Source organism: Saccharothrix tamanrassetensis, assembly GCF_014203665.1.
Taxonomy (GTDB): Bacteria; Actinomycetota; Actinomycetes; order Mycobacteriales; family Pseudonocardiaceae; genus Actinosynnema; species Actinosynnema tamanrassetense.
On sequence record NZ_JACHJN010000003.1, the window covers coordinates 190,446 to 209,723 of the forward strand.

Genomic DNA, 19,278 nt, shown 5'->3' on the forward strand with positions numbered 1-19,278 from the left:
CGGTTAGGGTGATTGTCGTGCGCATTGCCCGTATCGCCCAGCCGGATGGCCTCGCTTTCGCCGCGATCGAAGGCGACGGCGACGACCTGACCGCGGTCGAGATCGCCGACGACCCGTTCGCGAACCCGACCTTCACCGGGCGCAGGTGGCCGCTGGCCGACGTCCGGCTGCTGGCCCCGTTCCTGCCGCCCAAGATCATCGGCATCGGCCGCAACTACGCCGAGCACGCCGCCGAACTCGGCAACGAGGTGCCCGCGAACCCGTTGATGTTCCTCAAGCCGAACACGGCGGTGATCGGTCCGAACGCGGAGATCAAGCTCCCCGAGGTGTCCGAGCGGGTCGACTTCGAGGGCGAGCTGGCCGTCGTCGTCGGCGTGGGCGGCCGGGACATCCCGGCGTCGCGGGCCCGGCAGTCGGTCCTCGGCTACACGATCGCCAACGACGTGACGGCGCGGGACCTGCAGCAGGCGGACGGTCAGTGGACGCGGGCCAAGGGGTTCGACACGTTCTGCCCGCTGGGGCCGTGGGTGGAGACCTCGTTCGACCCGTCCGACGTGGCCATCCGCACGGAGGTCGACGGCGAGGTCAGGCAGGACGCGCGGACCTCGTTGCTGATCCACGACATCGGCGAGCTGATCGAGTACATCTCGGGCGTCATGACGTTGCGGCCGTTGGACGTCATCCTGACCGGGACGCCCGCCGGGGTGGGGCCGCTGACGGCCGGCCAGGCGGTCTCGGTGACGGTGGAAGGGCTCGGCACGCTGACCAACACGGTCGCGAAGCGGTAGCACCGGCACGCGCCGGGGCGGCTCCCGGCTCGGGAGTCGCCCCGGTCCTCCGCCGGGCCTGGTCGCCCGGCGTCAGCCGCGCTCGATCCTCTCCGGGGCGCGACGGGCGAAGTCGGGCGCGTGTTCCGGCCGCAGCCCGATCGCGACCAGGTAGGCCGGAACGGTCTGGAGCCACGGGAAGCGCTGCATCAGGGCCACCGGCTTCGGCATCCGACCGGTGGTGCCGGCGGACGCGCCCTCCAGCGTGGGCTTGAGGAACGAGTCCTGGATGCGGCGCTGGAACGCCTGCGTGACCACGGTCGGGAACCAGCGCCTGCGGCGGACCTTCGCCAGCACGTCGGACGTGATCAGGCCGCGGCGGGCGGGTGCGGCGACGATCGCGGCCGCGGCCACCGCGTCCTGCACGGCCAGGTTGATGCCGACGCCGCCGATCGGGGACATGGCGTGGGCGGCGTCACCGATGCACAGCACGCCCTCGCCGTGCCACCGCCGGAGGCGGTCGAGCTTCACGTCGAGCAGCTTCACCTCGTCCAGCGACCCCAGGCCCGCCATGCGGTCCTCCAGCCACGGCACCAGCTCCACCACGCGGGCGCGGAACGCCTCGATGCCCTCGGCGCGGAGCTGGGCGTCGGTCCCCTTCCGGATCAGGAAGGCGCACTGGAAGTAGTCGCCGCGCGGGATCATGGCCAGCGCGGTGCCCCGCGCGAACCGGCCGAAGCCCCCGTTGGGCTCGTCCTCGTGACGGGCGATCCGGAACCACCAGACGTCCATCGGCGCGCCGAACGCGTGGACGGGCAGGCCGGCTTCCTCGCGCACCAGGGAACTGCGCCCGTCGGCGGCCACCACCAGGTCGGCACCGAGCTCGGTTTCCCCTTCGGGCGTGCGGTAGCGCAGGCCGGTGACCCGGTCGCCCGACTTGAGCAGGCCGGTGAACTCGGCGTTCATCCGGAGCGTGAACGTCGGCTCCCGCCTGCCCGCGTCGGCCAGCAGGTCCAGGAAGTCCCACTGCGGCACGAACGCGATGTGCTTGTGCGGGCCGGGCAGCCGGGACAGGTCGGCCATCGTCGCCAGGCCGCCGTCGGTCAGCACCTGCACCTTGTCCACCAGCTGGTGCGGCACCTCCGCGAACGACGGCCCCAGCCCCAGTTCGTCCAGCAGCGTCAGCGTGGACGCGTGCACCGTGTCGCCCCGGAAGTCGCGCAGGAAGTCGCCGTGCTTCTCCAGCACCGTCACCCCGACGCCCGCACGGGCGAGCAGCAACGCGAACACCATGCCCGCCGGACCTCCGCCGACGACCGCGACCGCGGTCCTCTCCATGATCCCCACCTCGTTTTCAACGGTAGTTGAATAACATCAGGATGCTCCTGTCGGCGACCCCGGTCAAGGCGGATACGCTGATCGGGTCATGAGCGCATCCGCAGTCACCCCAGAGGTCCGCGTCCGCTTCTGCCCGTCGCCGACCGGCACGCCGCACGTGGGCTTGATCCGCACCGCCCTGTTCAACTGGGCGTACGCCCGCCACACCGGCGGCTCGATGGTGTTCCGGATCGAGGACACCGACGCGGCCCGGGACTCCCTGGAGTCCTACGAACAGCTGCTGGACGCCATGCGCTGGCTCGGCCTGGACTGGGACGAGGGCCCCGAGGTGGGCGGCCCGCACGGCCCGTACCGGCAGAGCGAGCGCCGCGACGTCTACGCCGACATCGCGCGGAGGCTGCTCGCGGCGGGGGAGCTCTACGAGTCCTTCTCCACTCCCGAGGAGACCGAGGCGCGGCGCAAGGCGGCGGGCCAGGACCCGAAGCTGGGCTACGACGGGTACGACCGCGACCTCACCGACGAGCAGAAGGCCGCGTTCCGCGCCGATGGCCGGGAACCGGTGCTGCGGCTGCGGCTGCCGGACGAGGACTTCACCTGGGACGACCTGATCCGGGGCGAGATCACGTTCAAGGCGGGCGCCACGCCCGACCCGGTCCTGGTGCGCGCCAACGGCGACCCGCTCTACGCGTTCACCAACCCGGTGGACGACGCGCTCATGCGGGTGACCCACGTGCTGCGCGGTGAAGACCTGCTGCCGTCCACCCCGCGCCAGCTCGGCCTTTATGCCGCGCTCCGGCGAATCGGCGTGACCGATTCCACCCCGCGCTTCGGGCACCTGCCCTACGTGATGGGCGAAGGCAACAAGAAGCTGTCCAAGCGCGATCCCCAGTCGAACCTATTCCGCTACCGGGAACGCGGATTCCTGCCCGAGGGATTGCTCAACTACCTCGCGCTGCTCGGCTGGTCCATCGCGGACGACCGGGACATCTTCTCGGTCGGCGAACTGGTCGAGGCGTTCACCCTGGAGAAGGTCAGCGCCAACCCGGCCCGGTTCGACCTGAAGAAGGCCGAGGCGATCAACGCCACGCACCTGCGCGCGCTGCCGGTGGAGGAGTTCGTCAGCCGGGTGCTGCCGTACCTGGCGGCCGACGGCCTGCTGGTGGAACCCACCGAGGAGCAGTTGACCACGTTGCGCGGAGTGGCCCCCCTCGTGCAGGAGCGTCTGGTCGTGCTGTCCGAGGCGTCCGGCATGGTCCGGTTCCTCTTCACGGACGAGGAGTCGTTCGTGCCGGAGGAGGAGTCGGCGGCCAAGGCGCTGGGCGAGGACGCCCGGCCGGTGCTGACGGCGAGTATCACCGCTCTGGAGGCGTTGGAGCAGTGGACCGCGGGCGCGATCGAGGAGGCGCTGAAGGCGTCCCTTGTGGACGGTCTCGGCCTCAAACCCCGCAAGGCGTACGCGCCGGTGCGGGTTGCCGTGACGGGTCGTACCGTCTCGCCACCTCTGTACGAATCGATGGAGTTGGTCGGTCGGGATCGCTCGATCGGCCGATTGCGTCGTGCGCTCGGGGCAAGCTGACTGGTGCGTTCGGACGGTTCAGCGGTGCTTGACCGTGCAAGAACCCCCAGATATCACCTCTCTGGTCGAGTCGGACGAGGGCTGCTCGCACCTAGCCTCACTGGGTGACAACCGCAGCCCCGACTTTCACCCTCCGGAGAACCGGCGAGATCCGCGCGGTGAGCCTCGATGTGGACGACACGCTCGTCGACTACAGCACCTCGTCGCGGGCCGCGCTCGCCGCGATGGTCGGCAACGCCGACAACTGGACGCTGTGGCAGCGCATCACGGACGAACACTGTTCGCGGCTGCTCGCCGGCGAGTTGCAGTACGAGTCGATGCGCAACATCCGCACCCGTGCGTTCTTCGCGGCCCTCGGCGAGGAACTCGACCTGGCCGAGGCGACCCGGCGCGAGCTGCACCGGCAGGAAGTGCTGGCGGCCGGCTGGCGGCTGTTCCCGGACGTCGTGCCGTGCCTGGAGTGGCTGCGCGCCACCGGGCTGCCGCTGGCCGCGGTGAGCAACGCCTCCGGCAGGCACCAGCGCGTGAAGATCGCCACCCTCGGCTTGGCGCAGTACTTCGACACCGTGCTCATCGCGGGTGAGGTCGGCGCGGCCAAACCGGACCGCGTGATCTTCGACACCGCGTGCGCCGACCTCGGCGTGCCCCAGGGCGACACCGTGCACATCGGCGACCGCCTCCACGCCGACGCCATCGGCGCCCGCGACGCCGGGATGAAGGGCGTGTGGCTCAACCGCCAGGGACCGCGGGAAGGAACGCTGCCCGCCGGCATCGCCGCCATCAGCAGCCTCGCTGAGCTGCCCGAACTGCTCGTCTGCGAGCTGTCGGCGGCGTCTGCCTGACCCCGATTTCCGTTCCGCCGGGGACTTGGTCTACTATTCCTCCCGGCGGAACGGACAGCCCCCCGGAGCTCGGATCTCGGGGAAGTTGATCGCAAAGCCAATGGGGTATGGTGTAATTGGCAGCACGACTGATTCTGGTTCAGTTAGTCTAGGTTCGAGTCCTGGTACCCCAGCTGCCGGCGGTAGGAAATAGATGTGGTAAGCTACTGCGGCGCAGAAAACAACTGAATGACTCGATCCGCGGATCGAGTACCTAGGGCCCCGTCGTCTAGCGGCCTAGGACGCCGCCCTCTCAAGGCGGTAGCGTGGGTTCGAATCCCATCGGGGCTACAGATTGGGGGATCCCTGTGTCGCGTTGCGACACGGGGATCTTTCGCATTCTGCGTCGGGGGTCCGACCCCCGAACCCCGGCCGGAGGGGCGGAGCCCCCCGGACCCCCCGGAGGGGTGGTGGGGGTGTGGGGCGAGAGCCCCCGGAGGGGTGTGGGGCGGGAGCCCTAAGGAGGTGTGGGGCGGGAGCCCCGGAGGGGTGTGGGGGCGAGAGCCCCCGCAGGGGTGTGGGGCGGGAGCCCTAAGGGGGCGTGGGGCGGGAGCCCTAAGGGGGCGTGGGGCGGGAGCCCTAAGGGGGCGTGGGGCGGGAGCCTCGGAGGGGTGCGGGGGCGGAAGCCCTGTAAGGGGGGCGGGGGCGGAAGACCCTGGAGGGTTTAGGTGTGGGCGAGAGGCCCTGCGAGGTTGAGGTGCGGGAGCCGGAGGCGGTGGGGCGAGAGCCCCTGCGGGGTGAGCCTGACTTGGCCCGGAGGGTTGGGTGAGTGTCCCCGCAGGGGGCGACGGTCGGGTTTCTGTTGTCCGGTGGAGGCGTCAGAGGCGGGACTGTAGGGCTTCGGCGGCGGCCAGCAGGTCGGCTGCCCAACGTGCGCCCGGGCGGCGGCCCATGCGGTCGATGGGGCCTGAGACGGACACAGCGGCCACGACGGCGCCGCTGCTGTCCCTGACCGGCGCGGCGACCGAAGCGACGCCAGGCTCGCGTTCAGCCACGCTCTGCGCCCAGCCCCGACGGCGGACCTCCAGCAGGGTGCGCTCGCCGTAGACCGCGTCCACCAGCACGGAGCGCTGGGTGCCCGGATCGGACCACGCGGCGAGGACCTTCGCGCCGGAACCGGCGGTCATCGGCAGCCTCGCTCCCACCGGGACGGTGTCGCGCAGACCGCTCGGAGGTTCCGCGGCGGACACGCAGATCCGCTGCATTCCATCCCGCCGGTACAGCTGCACGCTCTCCCCGGTGATGTCGCGCAGCCTCGGCAGCACCGAGGACGCCGCGTCGAGCAACGGGTCCGTGGCCCCGCCCGCCAATTCCGCCAGTGCCGCGCCCGGACGCCACCGGCCGTCCGAACCCCGTCGCAGCAACCGGTGCACCTCCAGCCCCACTGCCAACCGGTGCGCGGTTGCGCGAGGCAACCCCGTCCGGTTGCACAGCTCGGCGAGCCCACACGGATCCTTTGCGACGGCGTTCAAGACAGCCACTGCCTTGTCCAGCACGCCGATCCCGCTATGCTGTCCCACAAGCCGATACTAACTTCCCACTGTCTGGGAAGTCCAGATCTATCGACCGTCCAGATCTTGGGAGTTGCGATGAGCCGCACGCTCGCGGAGAAGGTGTGGGAAGCGCACGTGGTGCGCCACGGGACCGGTGCGGAGCCCGATCTGCTCTACATCGACCTCCACCTGCTGCACGAAGTCACCAGCCCGCAGGCGTTCGACGGGCTGCGCCAGGCGGGCCGCCCGCTGCGCCGCCCGGACCTGACGATCGCCACCGAGGACCACAACGTCCCCACGGTCGACATCGAACTCCCGATCGCCGACCCGGTGTCGCGCACGCAGGTCGAGACGCTGCGCAAGAACTGCGCCGACTTCGGCGTGCGGCTGCACCCGATGGGCGACGCGGAGCAGGGCATCGTGCACGTGGTCGGCCCCCAGCTGGGCCTGACCCAGCCGGGCATGACCGTGGTGTGCGGCGACAGCCACACCTCCACGCACGGCGCGTTCGGCGCACTGGCCTTCGGCATCGGCACCTCCGAGGTCGAGCACGTGATGGCCACCCAGACGCTGCCGCTGAAACCGTTCAAGACCATGGCGATCACGGTGGACGGCACGCTCCGGCCCGGCGTCACCGCCAAGGACGTCATCCTCGCCGTCATCGCCCGCATCGGCACCGGCGGCGGTCAGGGCTACGTGCTGGAGTACCGGGGCAGCGCGATCGAGGCGCTGTCCATGGAAGCCCGCATGACGGTCTGCAACATGTCGATCGAGGCCGGCGCCCGCGCCGGGATGATCGCGCCGGACCAGACCACGTTCGACTACCTCCGGGGCCGCCCGCACGCGCCGTCCGGCGCCGACTGGGACACCGCGGTGGAGTACTGGAAGTCGCTGCGGACCGACGAGGGCGCCGAGTTCGACGCCGAGGTCCACCTGGACGCGGACGACCTCACGCCGTTCGTCACCTGGGGCACCAACCCCGGCCAGGGCCTGCCGCTGTCCGCGAGCGTGCCGGACCCGGAGGCGATCGTCGACGAGAACGAGCGCGTCGCCGCCGAGAAGGCGCTGTCGTACATGGGGCTGACGGCCGGCACCCCGCTGCGCGACATCCACGTGGACACCGTCTTCCTCGGCTCCTGCACGAACGGGCGCATCGAGGACCTGCGCGCGGCGGCGGACGTCCTGCGCGGACACCGGGTGGCCGAAGGCGTGCGGATGCTGGTCGTGCCCGGTTCGATGCGGGTGCGCGCCCAGGCCGAAGCCGAGGGGCTGCACGAGGTGTTCCTCGCGGCGGGCGCCGAATGGCGGCAGGCCGGGTGCTCGATGTGCCTGGGCATGAACCCGGACCAGCTCAAGCCGGGCGAGCGCAGCGCGTCCACCTCCAACCGCAACTTCGAGGGCAGGCAGGGCAAGGGTGGCCGCACCCACCTGGTCTCGCCACTCGTGGCCGCCGCCACCGCCGTGCGCGGCACCCTGTCGTCCCCCGCCGACCTGGTCTGAGGAGCTAGTCAGATGGAAGCGTTCACCACGCACACCGGCGTCGGCGTGCCCCTGCGGCGGTCCAACGTGGACACCGACCAGATCATCCCCGCCGTCTACCTCAAGCGCGTCACCCGCTCGGGTTTCGAGGACGGGCTGTTCGCGGCCTGGCGCGGCGACGAGCAGTTCGTGCTCAACCGGGAACCGTTCCGGGCGGGCAGCGTGCTGGTCGCCGGACCGGACTTCGGCACCGGGTCGTCCCGCGAGCACGCCGTCTGGGCGTTGATGGACTACGGCTTCCGGGTGGTCATCTCCTCCCGGTTCGCCGACATCTTCCGCGGCAACTCCGGCAAGCAGGGCCTCGTGGCCGCCCAGTGCGAGCAGTCCGATGTCGAATTGCTCTGGAAGCTGCTGGAGAACGAGCCCGGCACCGAGGTGACCGTGGACCTCACCCGCAACACTGTTGTGGCGAAGGACTTCACCGCGCCCTTCACCATCGACGAGTACACCCGCTGGCGGCTGCTGGAGGGTTTGGACGACATCGCGCTGACCCTGCGGCACGCCGACGACATCGCCACGTTCGAGCGGAACCGCCCGGGTTGGTTGCCGAACACCGAACCGGTGCCGGTGAGCTAGTCCGAAGGGGCCGGATTCCCCCTCTGCCAGCGGGAATCCGGTCCCGACCGGGGGTCGGAGGGCCCTTCCGGCGTCCCTCGACAGGTCGTAATTGCCCACGCCACAACGAAAAATCTGGCGTGGCGATTGGTATTTCCTTGCATATGGGCTTACCGTGGCCTTCAGTCGGCCCGACTAGGGCCGTGAGCGTCCTGGGAGGGACTGAAGGTGAACAAGGCCCAGCTCATCGAGGCGCTCGCCGAGCGCCTTGGCGACAAGAAGAACGCCGCTGCCGCCGTCGATGGTCTCGTCGATGTCATCGTCCGCAGCGTCCACAAGGGCGAGAAGGTCAACATCACCGGTTTCGGTGTCTTCGAGAAGCGTGCCCGTGCGGCCCGCACCGCTCGCAACCCGCGCACCGGTGAGACCGTGAAGGTCAAGAAGACCAACGTGCCCGCGTTCCGCGCGGGTTCGACGTTCAAGGACGTCATCAGCGGCACCAAGAAGCTGCCGAAGGCCACCGCCGCCAAGCCGGCTGCCGCGGCCGCGAAGCCCGCCGCCGCTGCGAAGTCCGCCGCGTCCACCAAGGCCCCGGCGACCCGCAGCACCACCGCGCGCACCACGACGACGCGCACCGCGCGCAGCACCACCGCGCGCACGGCGGCAGCCGCGACCAAGGCCCCGGCCACCCGCCGGACCACCGCGGCCGCGAAGCCCGCTGCCACCGCTGCCAAGGCCCCCGCCGCGAAGGCGACCACGGCCAAGGCATCGACGGCGAAGGCCACCACGGCCGCTCCGAAGGCGGCAGCGGCCAAGAAGCCGGCCGCCGCCAAGGCGACCGCGGCGAAGGCCCCTGCGGCCAAGAAGCCGGCGGCGAAGAAGCCTGCGGCCAAGAAGTGAACTCCGGCCGGGTGAAGGCCCGGTAGGAGGAGAGTCGAACCAGGCTCAGGGCCCGGTGCGGACGCGCACCGGGCCCTAGGCATGTCCGGAGGACGTTCCTGGGACGTGGTCGGGGGAGTCCTGGGACGTGGGTCGGGGATGTCCTGGGGCGTGGTCGGGGGATGTTCCGAGGACGTGGTGTGAGGACGTTCCGAGGACGCGGCGCGAGGCGCCCAGAGGACAGCGTGGGACGTTCGTGAGGCTCACTACGGATTGCGCGGCTGTGGGGTTCCTGAAGGAATTCCCGTGGTCGGCGCGCGCCGGCTGGGCTTGGTGCGACGTTCCTGCGGTTAGGGCGGTTATGCGCTCCACAGGCCCTCAGGTGCCTTCTGACGGCCTGACTCCGGTTTCTGGCCCCGCAGAGCCCGTGCCACCCTCCACGTCGGATGAACGGCCACTGAGTCGGTCCCGCGCGAGGCCTTGTGAGAACCCTTGTGCGTAGCCGTGCGAACTCGGCGTTGGGCCGGTGAGGACTTCCGCAGGGGCGGCGCGGTGTCGCTCGAAGCGGAGGCGGAGGGAAGGCGGAGGGAAGGCGGAGCGAAGGCGGAAGGGGAGGCATTCCGTGGCCTCCGGCCCCCACTTTCGATTGTCCCACGCCCCACCGACATTCCGGCCGAAGCGCCCCCTGGGGCTCATCGTCCCACCCGTCGCCGACAATCCCGGCGCGCAATCCCGGCGCGCATTCCACCCCGGCGGGTTCGGGGGCGCACGGGCCCGCGGCGCACGGGTCTGCGACGCAGCGGGATCCGCTGCCGTCCGGCGGGATCCCCATCTGTCCGGTGCTATACCCGGCTGTCCGGTGCTATACCCCCTGCCCGGCGCAATCTTCCCGCCGTGACACCGGCGATCCGGTCCCGCGCGGTAGCGCCCGCCGGACGACCGGCACTCGAACGGCCCAGCGATTCGCCGGGCCGGAGCAGGCGTGACGCCGTTACGGTTTCGGCGCGCCCAAAGGGGTGGGGAGGTAGTGCGCCGACACCAGGCGCGGCCAGGTGCCGGTCGTGTCCGAAGTGGACCACCCCGGCTCCGGGCGTCGGAAGGCCAGCAGCCAGGCGCTGCCCTTCTTGCACGGCACGTCGCCCGCCGGCAGTCCCGACAGGGACGCCAGGGTGGCCACCACGTCCGGGATGACGCCGCCCTGGCTGCACACCACCGGCACGCCCGGCCCGTCGACGATCTCCAGCAGTCGCACCAGCGCCGCCTCGCGGTCGGGCCAGTAGCCCTCCTCGGACAGCCTGGGCTCCAGCAGCACACCGCTGCCGAGGTCCTCCGCCACGCCCTGCACGGTCTGCACGCACCGCACGCGCGGTGCGGAGTGGACGCGGGAGGGGGACCACAGGGGCAGCAGGGCGCGCAGGCCCGCGGCCTGCCGCCAACCCGCCGAGCTCAACGGGCGCAGGTCGTCCTCGCCCGGCCAGTTGTCCCGCTTGCCCGCCTTGGCGTGCCGCACGAGAAGCACGGTCGCCAGGTCGACCGGGGCGGCCGCGAACGCCGCCAGCACCTCGCGGTCGGTGTCGCGGGTGACCAGGTCGGCCGCCTGCCCGACGGGCAGCCAGCGCAGCTCGTCGACCTCGTCGTTGGGCGCGAAAGCGCCGCCCGCGACGCGGGCGCTGAAGAAGTCGACGGTCTTCGGCTTGCCGAACGCGGTGTACTCCACGGTCTTCAGGTGCCGGCCGAGCACGGCGGTGTACCCGGTCTCCTCCAGCACCTCGCGCACGGCCGCCGCCGGCACGGTCTCGCCGGGGTCCACCTTGCCCTTGGGCAGGGACCAGTCGTCGTAGCGCGGCCGGTGGACGACGGCGACCGCTCCGTCGCGCCACAGGACGGCGCCGGCTGCCCGGATCACCCTAGTGCGCGGTGCGCGCGCAGCAGGTCGGTCTGGTGGTCGCGCACCCGGCTGCCGTCGGACGGGGACGCCTCCCACTCGCCGTCGGGTTGCAGCACCCAGCAGCGGGTGGTCGGCTCCAGCGCCGAGTCCAGGATGTCCTCCAGCTGGGTGACGAGCTTCGGGTCGGTCACCCGCACCTGCACCTCCACCCGGCGGTCCAGGTTGCGGTGCATCATGTCCGCGCTGCCGATCCAGTGCTCGCCGCAGCCGACGAAGTGGAACACCCGGGAGTGCTCCAGGAACCGGCCCAGGATCGAGCGCACGTGGATGTTCTCCGACAGGCCCTTGATGCCCGGCTTCAGCGCGCACACCCCGCGCACCACCACCTCCACCTTCACGCCCGCCTGCGACGCCCGGTAGAGCGAGTCGATGACCTGTTCGTCCACCAGCGAGTTCACCTTGATCCGCACACCCGCGGGCTCGCCCGCCCGCGCGAACTCGATCTCCCGCTCGATCCGCTCCACGATGCCGCGCCGCACGCCGTAGGGCGCGACCAGCAGGCTGCGGTAGTGGTCCTGCCGGGCGTAGCCGGTGAGCACGTTGAACAGGTCGGTCAGGTCGGCGCCGATGGTCGGCTCGGCGGTGAGCAGGCCGATGTCCTCGTACAGCCGGGCGGTCTTGGGGTTGTAGTTGCCGGTGCCGATGTGGCAGTACCGCTGGATCCGGGAGCCCTCCTGGCGCACCACGAGCGACGTCTTGCAGTGCGTCTTCAGCCCCATCAGGCCGTAGACGACGTGCACCCCCGCCTTCTCCAGCGCCCGCGCCCACTTGATGTTGGCCTGCTCGTCGAACCGCGCCTTGATCTCCACCAGGGCCACGACCTGCTTGCCCGCCTCGGCCGCGTCGATCAGCGCGTCCACTATCGGCGAGTCGCCCGAGGTGCGGTACAGCGTCTGCTTGATCGCCAGCACGCGCGGATCGGCCGCCGCCTGCTCGATGAACCGCTGCACGGACGTGGAGAACGAGTCGTAGGGGTGGTGCACCAGCACGTCGCCCTCGCGCAGCGTCGCGAAGATGCTCTTGGGCGTCTCGCGCTCACCGAACGCCGGGTGCGTGGCGGGCACGAACGGGGCGTCCTTGAGCTGCTTGCGGTCCACGCTGTAGAGCTGCCACAGGCTGCTCAGGTCCAGCAGCCCCGGCACCTGGACGACGTCGTGCGGGTCGACCTCCAGCTCCCGCAGCAGCCGCTCCAGCATGTGCTCGGTCATGTCGTCGGCGATCTCCAGCCGCACCGGCGGGCCGAACCGGCGCCGCACCAGCTCCCGCTCCAACGACTTGAGCAGGTCCTCGTCCTGGTCCTCCTCCACCTCCAGGTCCGCGTTGCGGGTCACCCGGAAGGCGTGGCACTCCATGACCTCCATGCCGGTGAACAGCTCGCCCAGGTGCGCGGCGATGAGTTCCTCCAACGGCAGGAACGTCGCGGTGGGGATGGTGCGGTCCTGCTCCACGCGCACCAGGCGCGGCACGTTGTCCGGCACCTTGATGCGGGCGAACCGCTCCGCGCCGCCCTCCGGGTCGCGCACCGTCACGGCCAGGTTCAGCGACAGGCCGGAGATGTAGGGGAACGGGTGCGCGGCGTCCACCGCGAGCGGCGTGAGGACCGGGAACACCTGGTCGCTGAAGTAGTTGGACAGCCGCAGCTTCTCGAAGTCGGTCAGCTGCGACCAGGACACGATGCTGATCGCGTGCTTCTCCAGCTCCGGCTGCACGTGGTCGAGGAACGCGCGGGCGTGCTGCTCGACCAGTTCCTGGGTGCGCTTGGCGATCGCGGCCAGCTGCTCGCGCGGGGTGAGGCCGTCGGCGCTGCGCACGGACAGGCCGGTCTCGTCGCGGCGCTTCAGGCCCGCCACCCGCACCATGTAGAACTCGTCCAGGTTCGAGGCGAAGATGGCCAGGAACTTGGCCCGCTCCAGCAGCGGCTGGGAGGCGTCCTCGGCGAGCGCGAGCACCCGCGCGTTGAAGTCCAGCCAGGACAGTTCCCGGTTGAAGTAGCGGTCGTCGGGCAGGTCGGCCTGCGCCGCGGTGGCGGTGACGGCGGGCGGTGAACTCGGGAACGAGCGGGGCGGCGTCTCGGGCTGGGTCTCGGCGCTGGTGCCGCCGCGTCGGACGGCCGGACGCGGACGACGGCGGGGCGCGCTCGCGGCGGGTTGCGTCCGCGGGGTCCTCGTGCGTCGCTTGGGCGCGGGCTGCTCGGGGGTGTTGTCCGTGCTCACGAATGCATTGTTCCCCACAACGCGCGGGCTCGCGCTGATCGCAGCCGACGACGAGATGAACTCCGCGTCACACCGGACGCGGCGGCCCGCCGAACTCTTCGTGACGCCGAAGCCCACGCACACCCGGCGCGGTCAGGCGGGACGGCAAGGCCGTTCCGGTGCGGCGCGGCGAGTCGAGAGTCACGCGCGCGCCGTGCGTCACACCGGGCGTCGCGCGGCGCGGACGGTGCCGTCGGGGTCGCGGTCGAGCGTGACGCGCTGGCCGGGCCGCAGCGTCCGCCAGCCACCCTCGGCCACGGCGGCGGCGGGCACGTCGACGAGCAACCCGTCGTCGCGCAGCACGGTCGCCGAACCGTCGGGGTGGTGCGCGCTCACCGTCGCCTGCTCTGCCACGGCGGGCAACGCTAGCCGATCGGGGGTGGTGGCTCCGGCTGCGGACCTGACACGCTCCGCAATAGTCCCATTACCGTGTGGATTGGTGGGCGTGAAGGAGGAGTGGCGGGCATGAGGTTTCTGGCAGGGGTGGTCGCGGGGGTGCTGTTCGCCTTCCTGGGCCTGGGCAGCGCTACGGCGGCACCCGTTCCCGACGCACCCGTCGGGCAGGGCGAAGCGGCGACGGCCCGTGCTCCGGGCAACGGCCTCGCGCCGGCCGCGAAGAACGTGGAGCTGCGCAAGACGATCCCGGACACCGTGGGCGCGATCTCCATCAACTTCGTGCAGTACCGGCACCGCGACGTGATGTTCGTCAGCGGGACGTTCGGCCTCAAGACCTACGACGTGACCGACCAGGACGACCCCAAGCTGCTGGACCACCTGACCAAGCAGGAGCTGGCGCTGCCCGGCGACGACCCGGAGCAGCGGTTCTGGGAGAACGAGGACGTCACCGTCGACCCGAAGCGCAAGCTGGTGTTCCTGGCCCGGGAGCGCAACGCGTTCGGCCGCAAGCCCGGCAACGAGCGGCCGACCGGCGTCTACGTCATCTCGGCGGCCGACCCGGCGAAGCTGGACCTGCTGAACTTCGCCTCGATGGGCACCGGCCACATCACCACGTGCATCAACGACTGCACCTACCTGTGGACGACGGGCTACGACGGCACGCCGTCCACCGACCCGGACTCCTACCGCCGTTCCGGCAAGGTGTTCGTGACCGACCTGCGCGACCCGCGCAACCCCAAGACCCTGGCCACGTACGTGGACCTGAACCGGAACCAGGGCGAGACGCACATGACCCACGACGTCCAGGTGGACGGCGCGGGCATCGCGTGGGTGGCGGGCACCGGCGGCACCCGCGGCTATTACACGCGGGGCTGGCACCGGGATCCGCTGACCGGCAAGGTGCGCGAGGCTACGCCGTACGACCCGGTGCCGTACGCGGGCGGCGCAGCCCCGAAGCTGGACATGCCGACGTCGTTCTCGCACAACTCGTTCCGACCGGTCGGCCGGACCCTGCACGACGGCCCGAAGCCGACCCGCGAGCACCCGGCGGGCAGCCTGCTGCTGCACACCGAGGAGGCCTACGAGTCCCCGACGTGCAAGGACCAGGGGCGGTTCGTCATCTCGTCCCTGGAGGGCTCGACCAACGGGGAGTCGTGGCGGGCCACGCCGGACAAGCCGTTCACCCTCAAGACCGTCGGCATCTGGAGCCCGGACGACCAGGAGGGCACCCTGCCCGGCCCGGACGTGTTCTGCTCGGCGCACTACTTCGACGTGCAGAAGCGGATCGTGGCGTACTCCTGGTACGAGCAGGGCACCCGGTTCCTGGACATCACCGACCCGAAGAACCCGATCCAGGTCGCCTACTGGCGACCGGAGGGCGCCGTGTCGTGGGCGCCGTACTTCCACCGCGACCGGGTGATCGTGGCGGACTTCGCGCGCGGGGTGGAGGTGCTGAAGCTCACCAAGGCCGCGTACGACGCCCAGGCGACGCACACCAACGTGACGCTGAAGACCGCGCCCGTCGCGGCGTCGTTCAGGTCGACCGACGGCCCGCGCAAGCGCTTGCCGCTGGCTCCGGACCCGGATTACGGGTACGCGTGCCCGATGCTGAGCGGTCGCGGCTGCGGTGACGGTTCGGCCTGCTGCTAGCCGGCCGGCCACGGACCCGCCCGGTCCGCGGACCGGGCGGGCCGACAGATCGGCCCGGTCCGCGGGCCGGGTAGGTCAGCGGGCCGGGTAGGTCGGGGGATCGAGTGGTCAGCAGACCGGGCTGAGGGCCTCGCAGGTGCGGGGCCCCAGTCCCAATCGGGTCGCCAGCTCCAGGTCCGCCGCCGTGTCCACGTCGTTGCGCAGCGTCGGCCACGGTCCGACCAACACCTGCGCGTCCGCCGCGTGGGCCTCCGCCGACCCGACGCCGAACCTCGGCTCCAGGTCCTGTCCGGGCGCCGACAGCAGCAGCGTCGTGCCGGTGCCCTGCCGGTCCGGGCAGAACGCCCGCCCGCCGGCGGCGGCCAGCGCGAGTTCCAGCTCGTCGGTCCGGAGCGCGGGCAGGTCGGCCTGCAGGGCGCCCACCACGCGGTGCCGGTCGCGGCGTCGGAGGACGGCCGCGCCGAACCGCAGCGCCTCGTTGAGCCCCTCCGGGCCGGGGATCGAGCCCACGCCCATCGCCCGCAGCTCCGCGGCCACCGCCGGGTCCTCGGTGATCGCCAGCACGCTGCGCACGGCGGGGAGCGCGGCGGCGATGGTGTCCAGGGCGAACGCCAGCGCCAGCGCCGGCCGGTCGTCGGTCACGCCCACCAGCCGCGTCTTCGCCCGTTGCAGGGTCTTGACCGGCACCACCAGGTCCACATCCGCGCGCATACAGCCATACTCTCCCACGAGGCCGCGTCGGCAGGTCGAGGCGGATTTCCGGCGATCGAAGAGCGTGACCACCGGAAATCCGGCTCGACGTGCCGACTTGCCGGGCGGCCGAGTCCGCGACGCCGGAGGCGGCGCAATCCGATGGGGAGTGCAGTGGCGAAGGAGAAGGGCGGGTTCTGGGTCGGGGTCGCGGCGGCGGTCTTCTACCCGGCCACCGCGTTGATGGCGCGGCGGCGCAACGAAGGCGTGGAGCACATCCCGAAGACGGGTGGCGCGCTCATCGTGATGAACCACGTGTCCCACCTGGACCCGGTCTACGACGCGGTGTTCACCCACAAGCAGGGGCGCGTGCCGCACTTCCTGGCCAAGCACAGCCTGTGGAAGGTCCCCGTGCTCGGCACGGTCGTCAAGGGCGCGCGGCAGATCCCGGTCTACCGGGGCACCGCCGACGCCCAGCAGAGCCTCCGGGCGGCGCACGAGGCGCTGGAGGAAGGCCTGCTGGTGATCATCTACCCGGAGGGGACGATCACCCGCGACCCGGACGGCTGGCCGATGAACTCGCGGACCGGCGTGGCCCGGCTGGCGCTGGAGCACGACGTGCCGGTCATCCCGGCCGCCCGCTGGGGCACCCGCGACGTGTACGACCACTACCGCGGGAAGTTCCGGCCGCTCCCGCGCAAGACCGTGGTGACGAAGGTCGGTGCTCCGGTCGACCTGTCCGCCCACCGCGCCAAGCCCCAGTCGATCTCGTTGCTGCGCGAGGTGACCGACGTGCTCATGGGCGAGGTGAAGGACCTGCTGGCGGACATCCGCCAGGAGCCCGCGCCCGACGGCTTCTACTCGAAGAAGAACTGACGTGGAGCGCGTCGCGGTGATGGGTGCGGGGTCGTGGGGCACGGCCTTCGCGAAGGTGCTGGCCGACTCGGGCACGGACGTGGTGCTGTGGGCGCGGCGCGCGGAGGTGGCGGACGAGATCACCCGGTCGCGGGTCAACTCGGGCTACCTGCCGACGACCGTGCTGCCGCCGAACCTGGTGGCGACCGCCGACGCCGGGAAGGCGTTGGACGGGGCGCGGGCCGTGGTGCTGGGCGTGCCGAGCCAGACGCTGCGGGCGAACCTCGGGCAGTGGCGTTCCGCCCTGCCGGCCGGTGCGACGCTGGTCAGCCTCGCCAAGGGCGTGGAGCTGGGCACGCTCAAGCGGATGAGCGAGGTCATCCGCGAGGTGGCGGACGTGCCGGAGGACCGGGTCGCGGTGGTGTCCGGGCCGAACCTGGCCAAGGAGATCGCGGCCGAGCAGCCGACCGCGACGGTCATCGCGTGCACCGACCACGACCGGGCGGTGGACCTCCAGCAGGCGTGCTCCAACTCCTACTTCCGGCCTTACACCAACGTGGACGTGGTGGGCTGCGAGCTGGGCGGCGCGTGCAAGAACGTCATCGCGCTGGCGTGCGGCATGGCGGCCGGGCTCGGGTTCGGCGACAACACGATGGCGTCGATCATCACGCGCGGCCTGGCCGAGACGGCGCGGCTGGGCGCGGCGCTGGGCGCGGACCCGTTGACGTTCGCCGGGCTGGCCGGGTTGGGCGACCTGGTGGCCACGTGCGCGTCGCCGTTGTCGCGCAACCGGTCGTTCGGCGAACGGCTCGGCCGCGGCGACACCGTGACGCAGGCGCAGGACGCCGCGCACGGACAGGTCGCCGAGGGGGTGAAGTCGTGCTCGTCGATCCGGGAGCTGGCCGCGCGGCTGGGCGTGGACATGCCGATCACGGACGGCGTGCACGGGGTGTGCCACGACGGGTTGGACCCGCGTGCGCTGACGGCGGCGTTGCTGGGTCGGGAACGTAAGGCGGAACGGCAGTGAGCGGGTACGGCAGCGGGTCGGGTGGTGCGTGCGGTGGCGGGCGCGTCAGCGCGTGCGTCAGCAGTGCGTGCGTCACTGCGTGCGGCACCGGGCGGGGTCTTGCGATGGGTCGGGTGTGGTGGTGAGCGAGTGGGGTGACGGCACGCGGGTGGTGCACTCGGTGTCGGCCGCGGCGGGCGAGCCGTTCATGGCGGGCCCGGTGTTCGCGTCGGCCTACCACCTGGGCGGCTCCGACACGTACGGGCGTTCGCACAACCCGACCTGGCGGGCGCTGGAAGCGGCGCTGGGGGAGTTGGACGGCGGCGAGGCGGTGCTGTTCCCGTCCGGGATGGCGGCGATCTCCACGTTGCTGGGGGTGGTCCTGGCGCCCGGTGACACCGTCGTGGTTCCCGCCGACGGGTACTACCTGAGCCGGACGCTGGTCGCCGGAATGCCGGTCAACGTGGTGGAAGCGCCCACCGTGGGGCCGTACCCGTCGTTCGACGGGGTGCGGTTGGTGCTGCTGGAGTCGCCGTCGAACCCCGGGCTGGACGTGTGCGACATCGCCGCCCTGGCCGCGCGGGCACACGCGGCGGGGGCACTGGTGGCGGTGGACAACACCACCGCGACGCCGTTGGGGCAGCGACCACTGGCGTTGGGCGCGGACATCGTGGTGAGCAGCGACACCAAGGCCGTCGCCGGGCACAGCGACGTCCTGCTCGGGCACGTGTCCACTGTGGATCAAGAGCTGGCGGAGCGGGTCCGTTCGGCGCGGACGGTGGGTGGCGCCATCCCGGGGCCGTTCGAGGCCTGGTTGGCGCATCGCGGGCTGGGCACGCTGGACCTGCGGCTGGCGCGGCAGGCGCAGAACGCGGCGGCCCTGCACGAGGCGTTGAAGGTGCGGCCGGAGGTGTCCGGGCTGCGCTGGCCGGGTGCGCCGGAGGACCCGGCGTTCGAGGTGGCGGCACGGCAGATGCGGCGGTTCGGCGGGGTGCTGACGTTCGTGCTGCGGGACGCCGCCGCGGTGGCTTCGTTCCTGGAGCGGTCGCGGCTGGTGGCCGCGTCGACCAGCTTCGGCGGGCTGCACACGACGCTGGACCGGCGGGCGCAGTGGGGCGATCCGGTGCCGGAGGGGCTGGTCCGGCTGTCGGCGGGGTGCGAGGACACGGCGGATCTCGTGGCGGACGTGCTGCGATCGCTCTGACGTGCCGACGTGCTCTGGTCGCGCCGACGTGCAGAGGTCGCTTTGACGTGCTGCGGTCGCGCTGACGTGTCGAAGTGCGCTGAGGGCCGGTGTCGCTCCAACGGGTGATAGGGGGTCCAATTCGTGGGATGCGGTTGCTCCGGTGGGGAGGTCCTGCGAGTCTTTCGGCATGTCTTTCCGCGCCATGATCGACGGGCGGGGTCACATCGACCTCGGCCTGGTCGCCAGCGCGCTCTGTCTTCCTCGGTG

The 19,278-nt window shown here is 71.5% G+C and carries 16 protein-coding genes and 2 tRNA genes; 12 read left to right on the plus strand and 6 right to left on the minus strand.

Going from position 1 to position 19,278, the window contains the following annotated elements; translation table 11 throughout:
* Positions 1–17 precede the first annotated feature (17 nt).
* A complete protein-coding gene (locus tag FHS29_RS09960; protein ID WP_184690288.1) occupies positions 18–788 on the plus strand; it encodes a fumarylacetoacetate hydrolase family protein in 771 nt (256 codons plus the stop codon).
* 72 nt (positions 789–860) lie between these two features.
* Here FHS29_RS09960 and FHS29_RS09965 read toward each other — a convergent pair whose 3' ends face one another.
* A complete protein-coding gene (locus tag FHS29_RS09965; protein WP_184690289.1) occupies positions 861–2,105 on the minus strand; it encodes an FAD-dependent oxidoreductase in 1,245 nt (414 codons plus the stop codon).
* 88 nt (positions 2,106–2,193) lie between these two features.
* Between FHS29_RS09965 and gltX the strand changes: the two genes are divergently transcribed.
* From gltX to FHS29_RS09985, 4 genes are all read left to right on the plus strand, one after another.
* Positions 2,194–3,681 (plus strand): glutamate--tRNA ligase, encoded by a 1,488-nt coding sequence (gene gltX, locus FHS29_RS09970; RefSeq protein ID WP_184690290.1) that lies wholly within the window; start codon positions 2,194–2,196, stop codon positions 3,679–3,681.
* A gap of 104 nt (positions 3,682–3,785) precedes the next feature.
* On the plus strand, positions 3,786–4,523 hold the full coding sequence (locus tag FHS29_RS09975) for an HAD family hydrolase (RefSeq protein ID WP_312864847.1): 738 nt from the start codon (positions 3,786–3,788) through the stop codon (positions 4,521–4,523).
* A gap of 101 nt (positions 4,524–4,624) precedes the next feature.
* Positions 4,625–4,696, plus strand: a tRNA-Gln gene (locus tag FHS29_RS09980).
* Positions 4,697–4,780: 84 nt separating this feature from the next.
* A tRNA-Glu gene (locus FHS29_RS09985) sits at positions 4,781–4,853 on the plus strand.
* Between the two features lie 527 nt (positions 4,854–5,380).
* On the opposite strand, the gene FHS29_RS09990 is transcribed toward FHS29_RS09985, so the two are convergent.
* The gene (locus FHS29_RS09990) at positions 5,381–6,082 is read right to left on the minus strand and encodes an IclR family transcriptional regulator (RefSeq protein WP_184690291.1); all 702 of its coding nucleotides are present in this window, start codon (positions 6,080–6,082) and stop codon (positions 5,381–5,383) included.
* A 69-nt stretch (positions 6,083–6,151) separates the two neighbouring features.
* Between FHS29_RS09990 and leuC the strand changes: the two genes are divergently transcribed.
* From leuC to FHS29_RS10005, 3 genes are all read left to right on the plus strand, one after another.
* Positions 6,152–7,555 carry a 3-isopropylmalate dehydratase large subunit gene (leuC, locus tag FHS29_RS09995; protein WP_184690292.1) on the plus strand — a complete coding sequence of 468 codons (1,404 nt, stop codon included), beginning with the start codon at positions 6,152–6,154 and terminating at the stop codon, positions 7,553–7,555.
* 12 nt (positions 7,556–7,567) lie between these two features.
* Entirely contained in the window at positions 7,568–8,170 is a 603-nt protein-coding gene (leuD, locus tag FHS29_RS10000; protein WP_184690293.1) for a 3-isopropylmalate dehydratase small subunit, read from the plus strand.
* A gap of 207 nt (positions 8,171–8,377) precedes the next feature.
* Positions 8,378–9,049: an HU family DNA-binding protein gene (locus tag FHS29_RS10005; RefSeq protein WP_184690294.1), complete on the plus strand. Its 672-nt coding sequence runs from the start codon at positions 8,378–8,380 to the stop codon at positions 9,047–9,049.
* 970 nt (positions 9,050–10,019) lie between these two features.
* On the opposite strand, the gene FHS29_RS10010 is transcribed toward FHS29_RS10005, so the two are convergent.
* From FHS29_RS10010 to FHS29_RS10020, 3 genes are all read right to left on the minus strand, one after another.
* Entirely contained in the window at positions 10,020–10,931 is a 912-nt protein-coding gene (locus FHS29_RS10010) for an NUDIX hydrolase (RefSeq protein ID WP_312864893.1), read from the minus strand.
* The gene (locus tag FHS29_RS10015) at positions 10,931–13,189 is read right to left on the minus strand and encodes an RNA degradosome polyphosphate kinase (RefSeq protein ID WP_312864848.1); all 2,259 of its coding nucleotides are present in this window, start codon (positions 13,187–13,189) and stop codon (positions 10,931–10,933) included. Before FHS29_RS10015 ends, FHS29_RS10010 begins: the two co-directional genes overlap by 1 nt.
* A gap of 198 nt (positions 13,190–13,387) precedes the next feature.
* A complete protein-coding gene (locus tag FHS29_RS10020) occupies positions 13,388–13,582 on the minus strand; it encodes a hypothetical protein (RefSeq protein ID WP_221455737.1) in 195 nt (64 codons plus the stop codon).
* 111 nt (positions 13,583–13,693) lie between these two features.
* Between FHS29_RS10020 and FHS29_RS10025 the strand changes: the two genes are divergently transcribed.
* Positions 13,694–15,274, plus strand: a complete 1,581-nt coding sequence (locus tag FHS29_RS10025) for an LVIVD repeat-containing protein (RefSeq protein ID WP_184690296.1) — start codon at positions 13,694–13,696, stop codon at positions 15,272–15,274.
* 108 nt (positions 15,275–15,382) lie between these two features.
* Here FHS29_RS10025 and cofC read toward each other — a convergent pair whose 3' ends face one another.
* The gene (gene cofC / locus FHS29_RS10030; RefSeq protein ID WP_184690297.1) at positions 15,383–15,985 is read right to left on the minus strand and encodes a 2-phospho-L-lactate guanylyltransferase; all 603 of its coding nucleotides are present in this window, start codon (positions 15,983–15,985) and stop codon (positions 15,383–15,385) included.
* Positions 15,986–16,138: 153 nt separating this feature from the next.
* Here cofC and FHS29_RS10035 point away from each other — a divergent pair, with 153 nt between their 5' ends.
* From FHS29_RS10035 to FHS29_RS10045, 3 genes are all read left to right on the plus strand, one after another.
* Positions 16,139–16,840, plus strand: a complete 702-nt coding sequence (locus FHS29_RS10035; RefSeq protein ID WP_312864849.1) for a lysophospholipid acyltransferase family protein — start codon at positions 16,139–16,141, stop codon at positions 16,838–16,840.
* Between the two features lie 19 nt (positions 16,841–16,859).
* A complete protein-coding gene (locus FHS29_RS10040) occupies positions 16,860–17,846 on the plus strand; it encodes an NAD(P)H-dependent glycerol-3-phosphate dehydrogenase (protein WP_184690839.1) in 987 nt (328 codons plus the stop codon).
* Positions 17,847–17,964: 118 nt separating this feature from the next.
* Entirely contained in the window at positions 17,965–19,029 is a 1,065-nt protein-coding gene (locus FHS29_RS10045; protein ID WP_184690840.1) for a cystathionine gamma-lyase, read from the plus strand.
* The last annotated feature ends 249 nt before the right edge of the window (positions 19,030–19,278 follow it).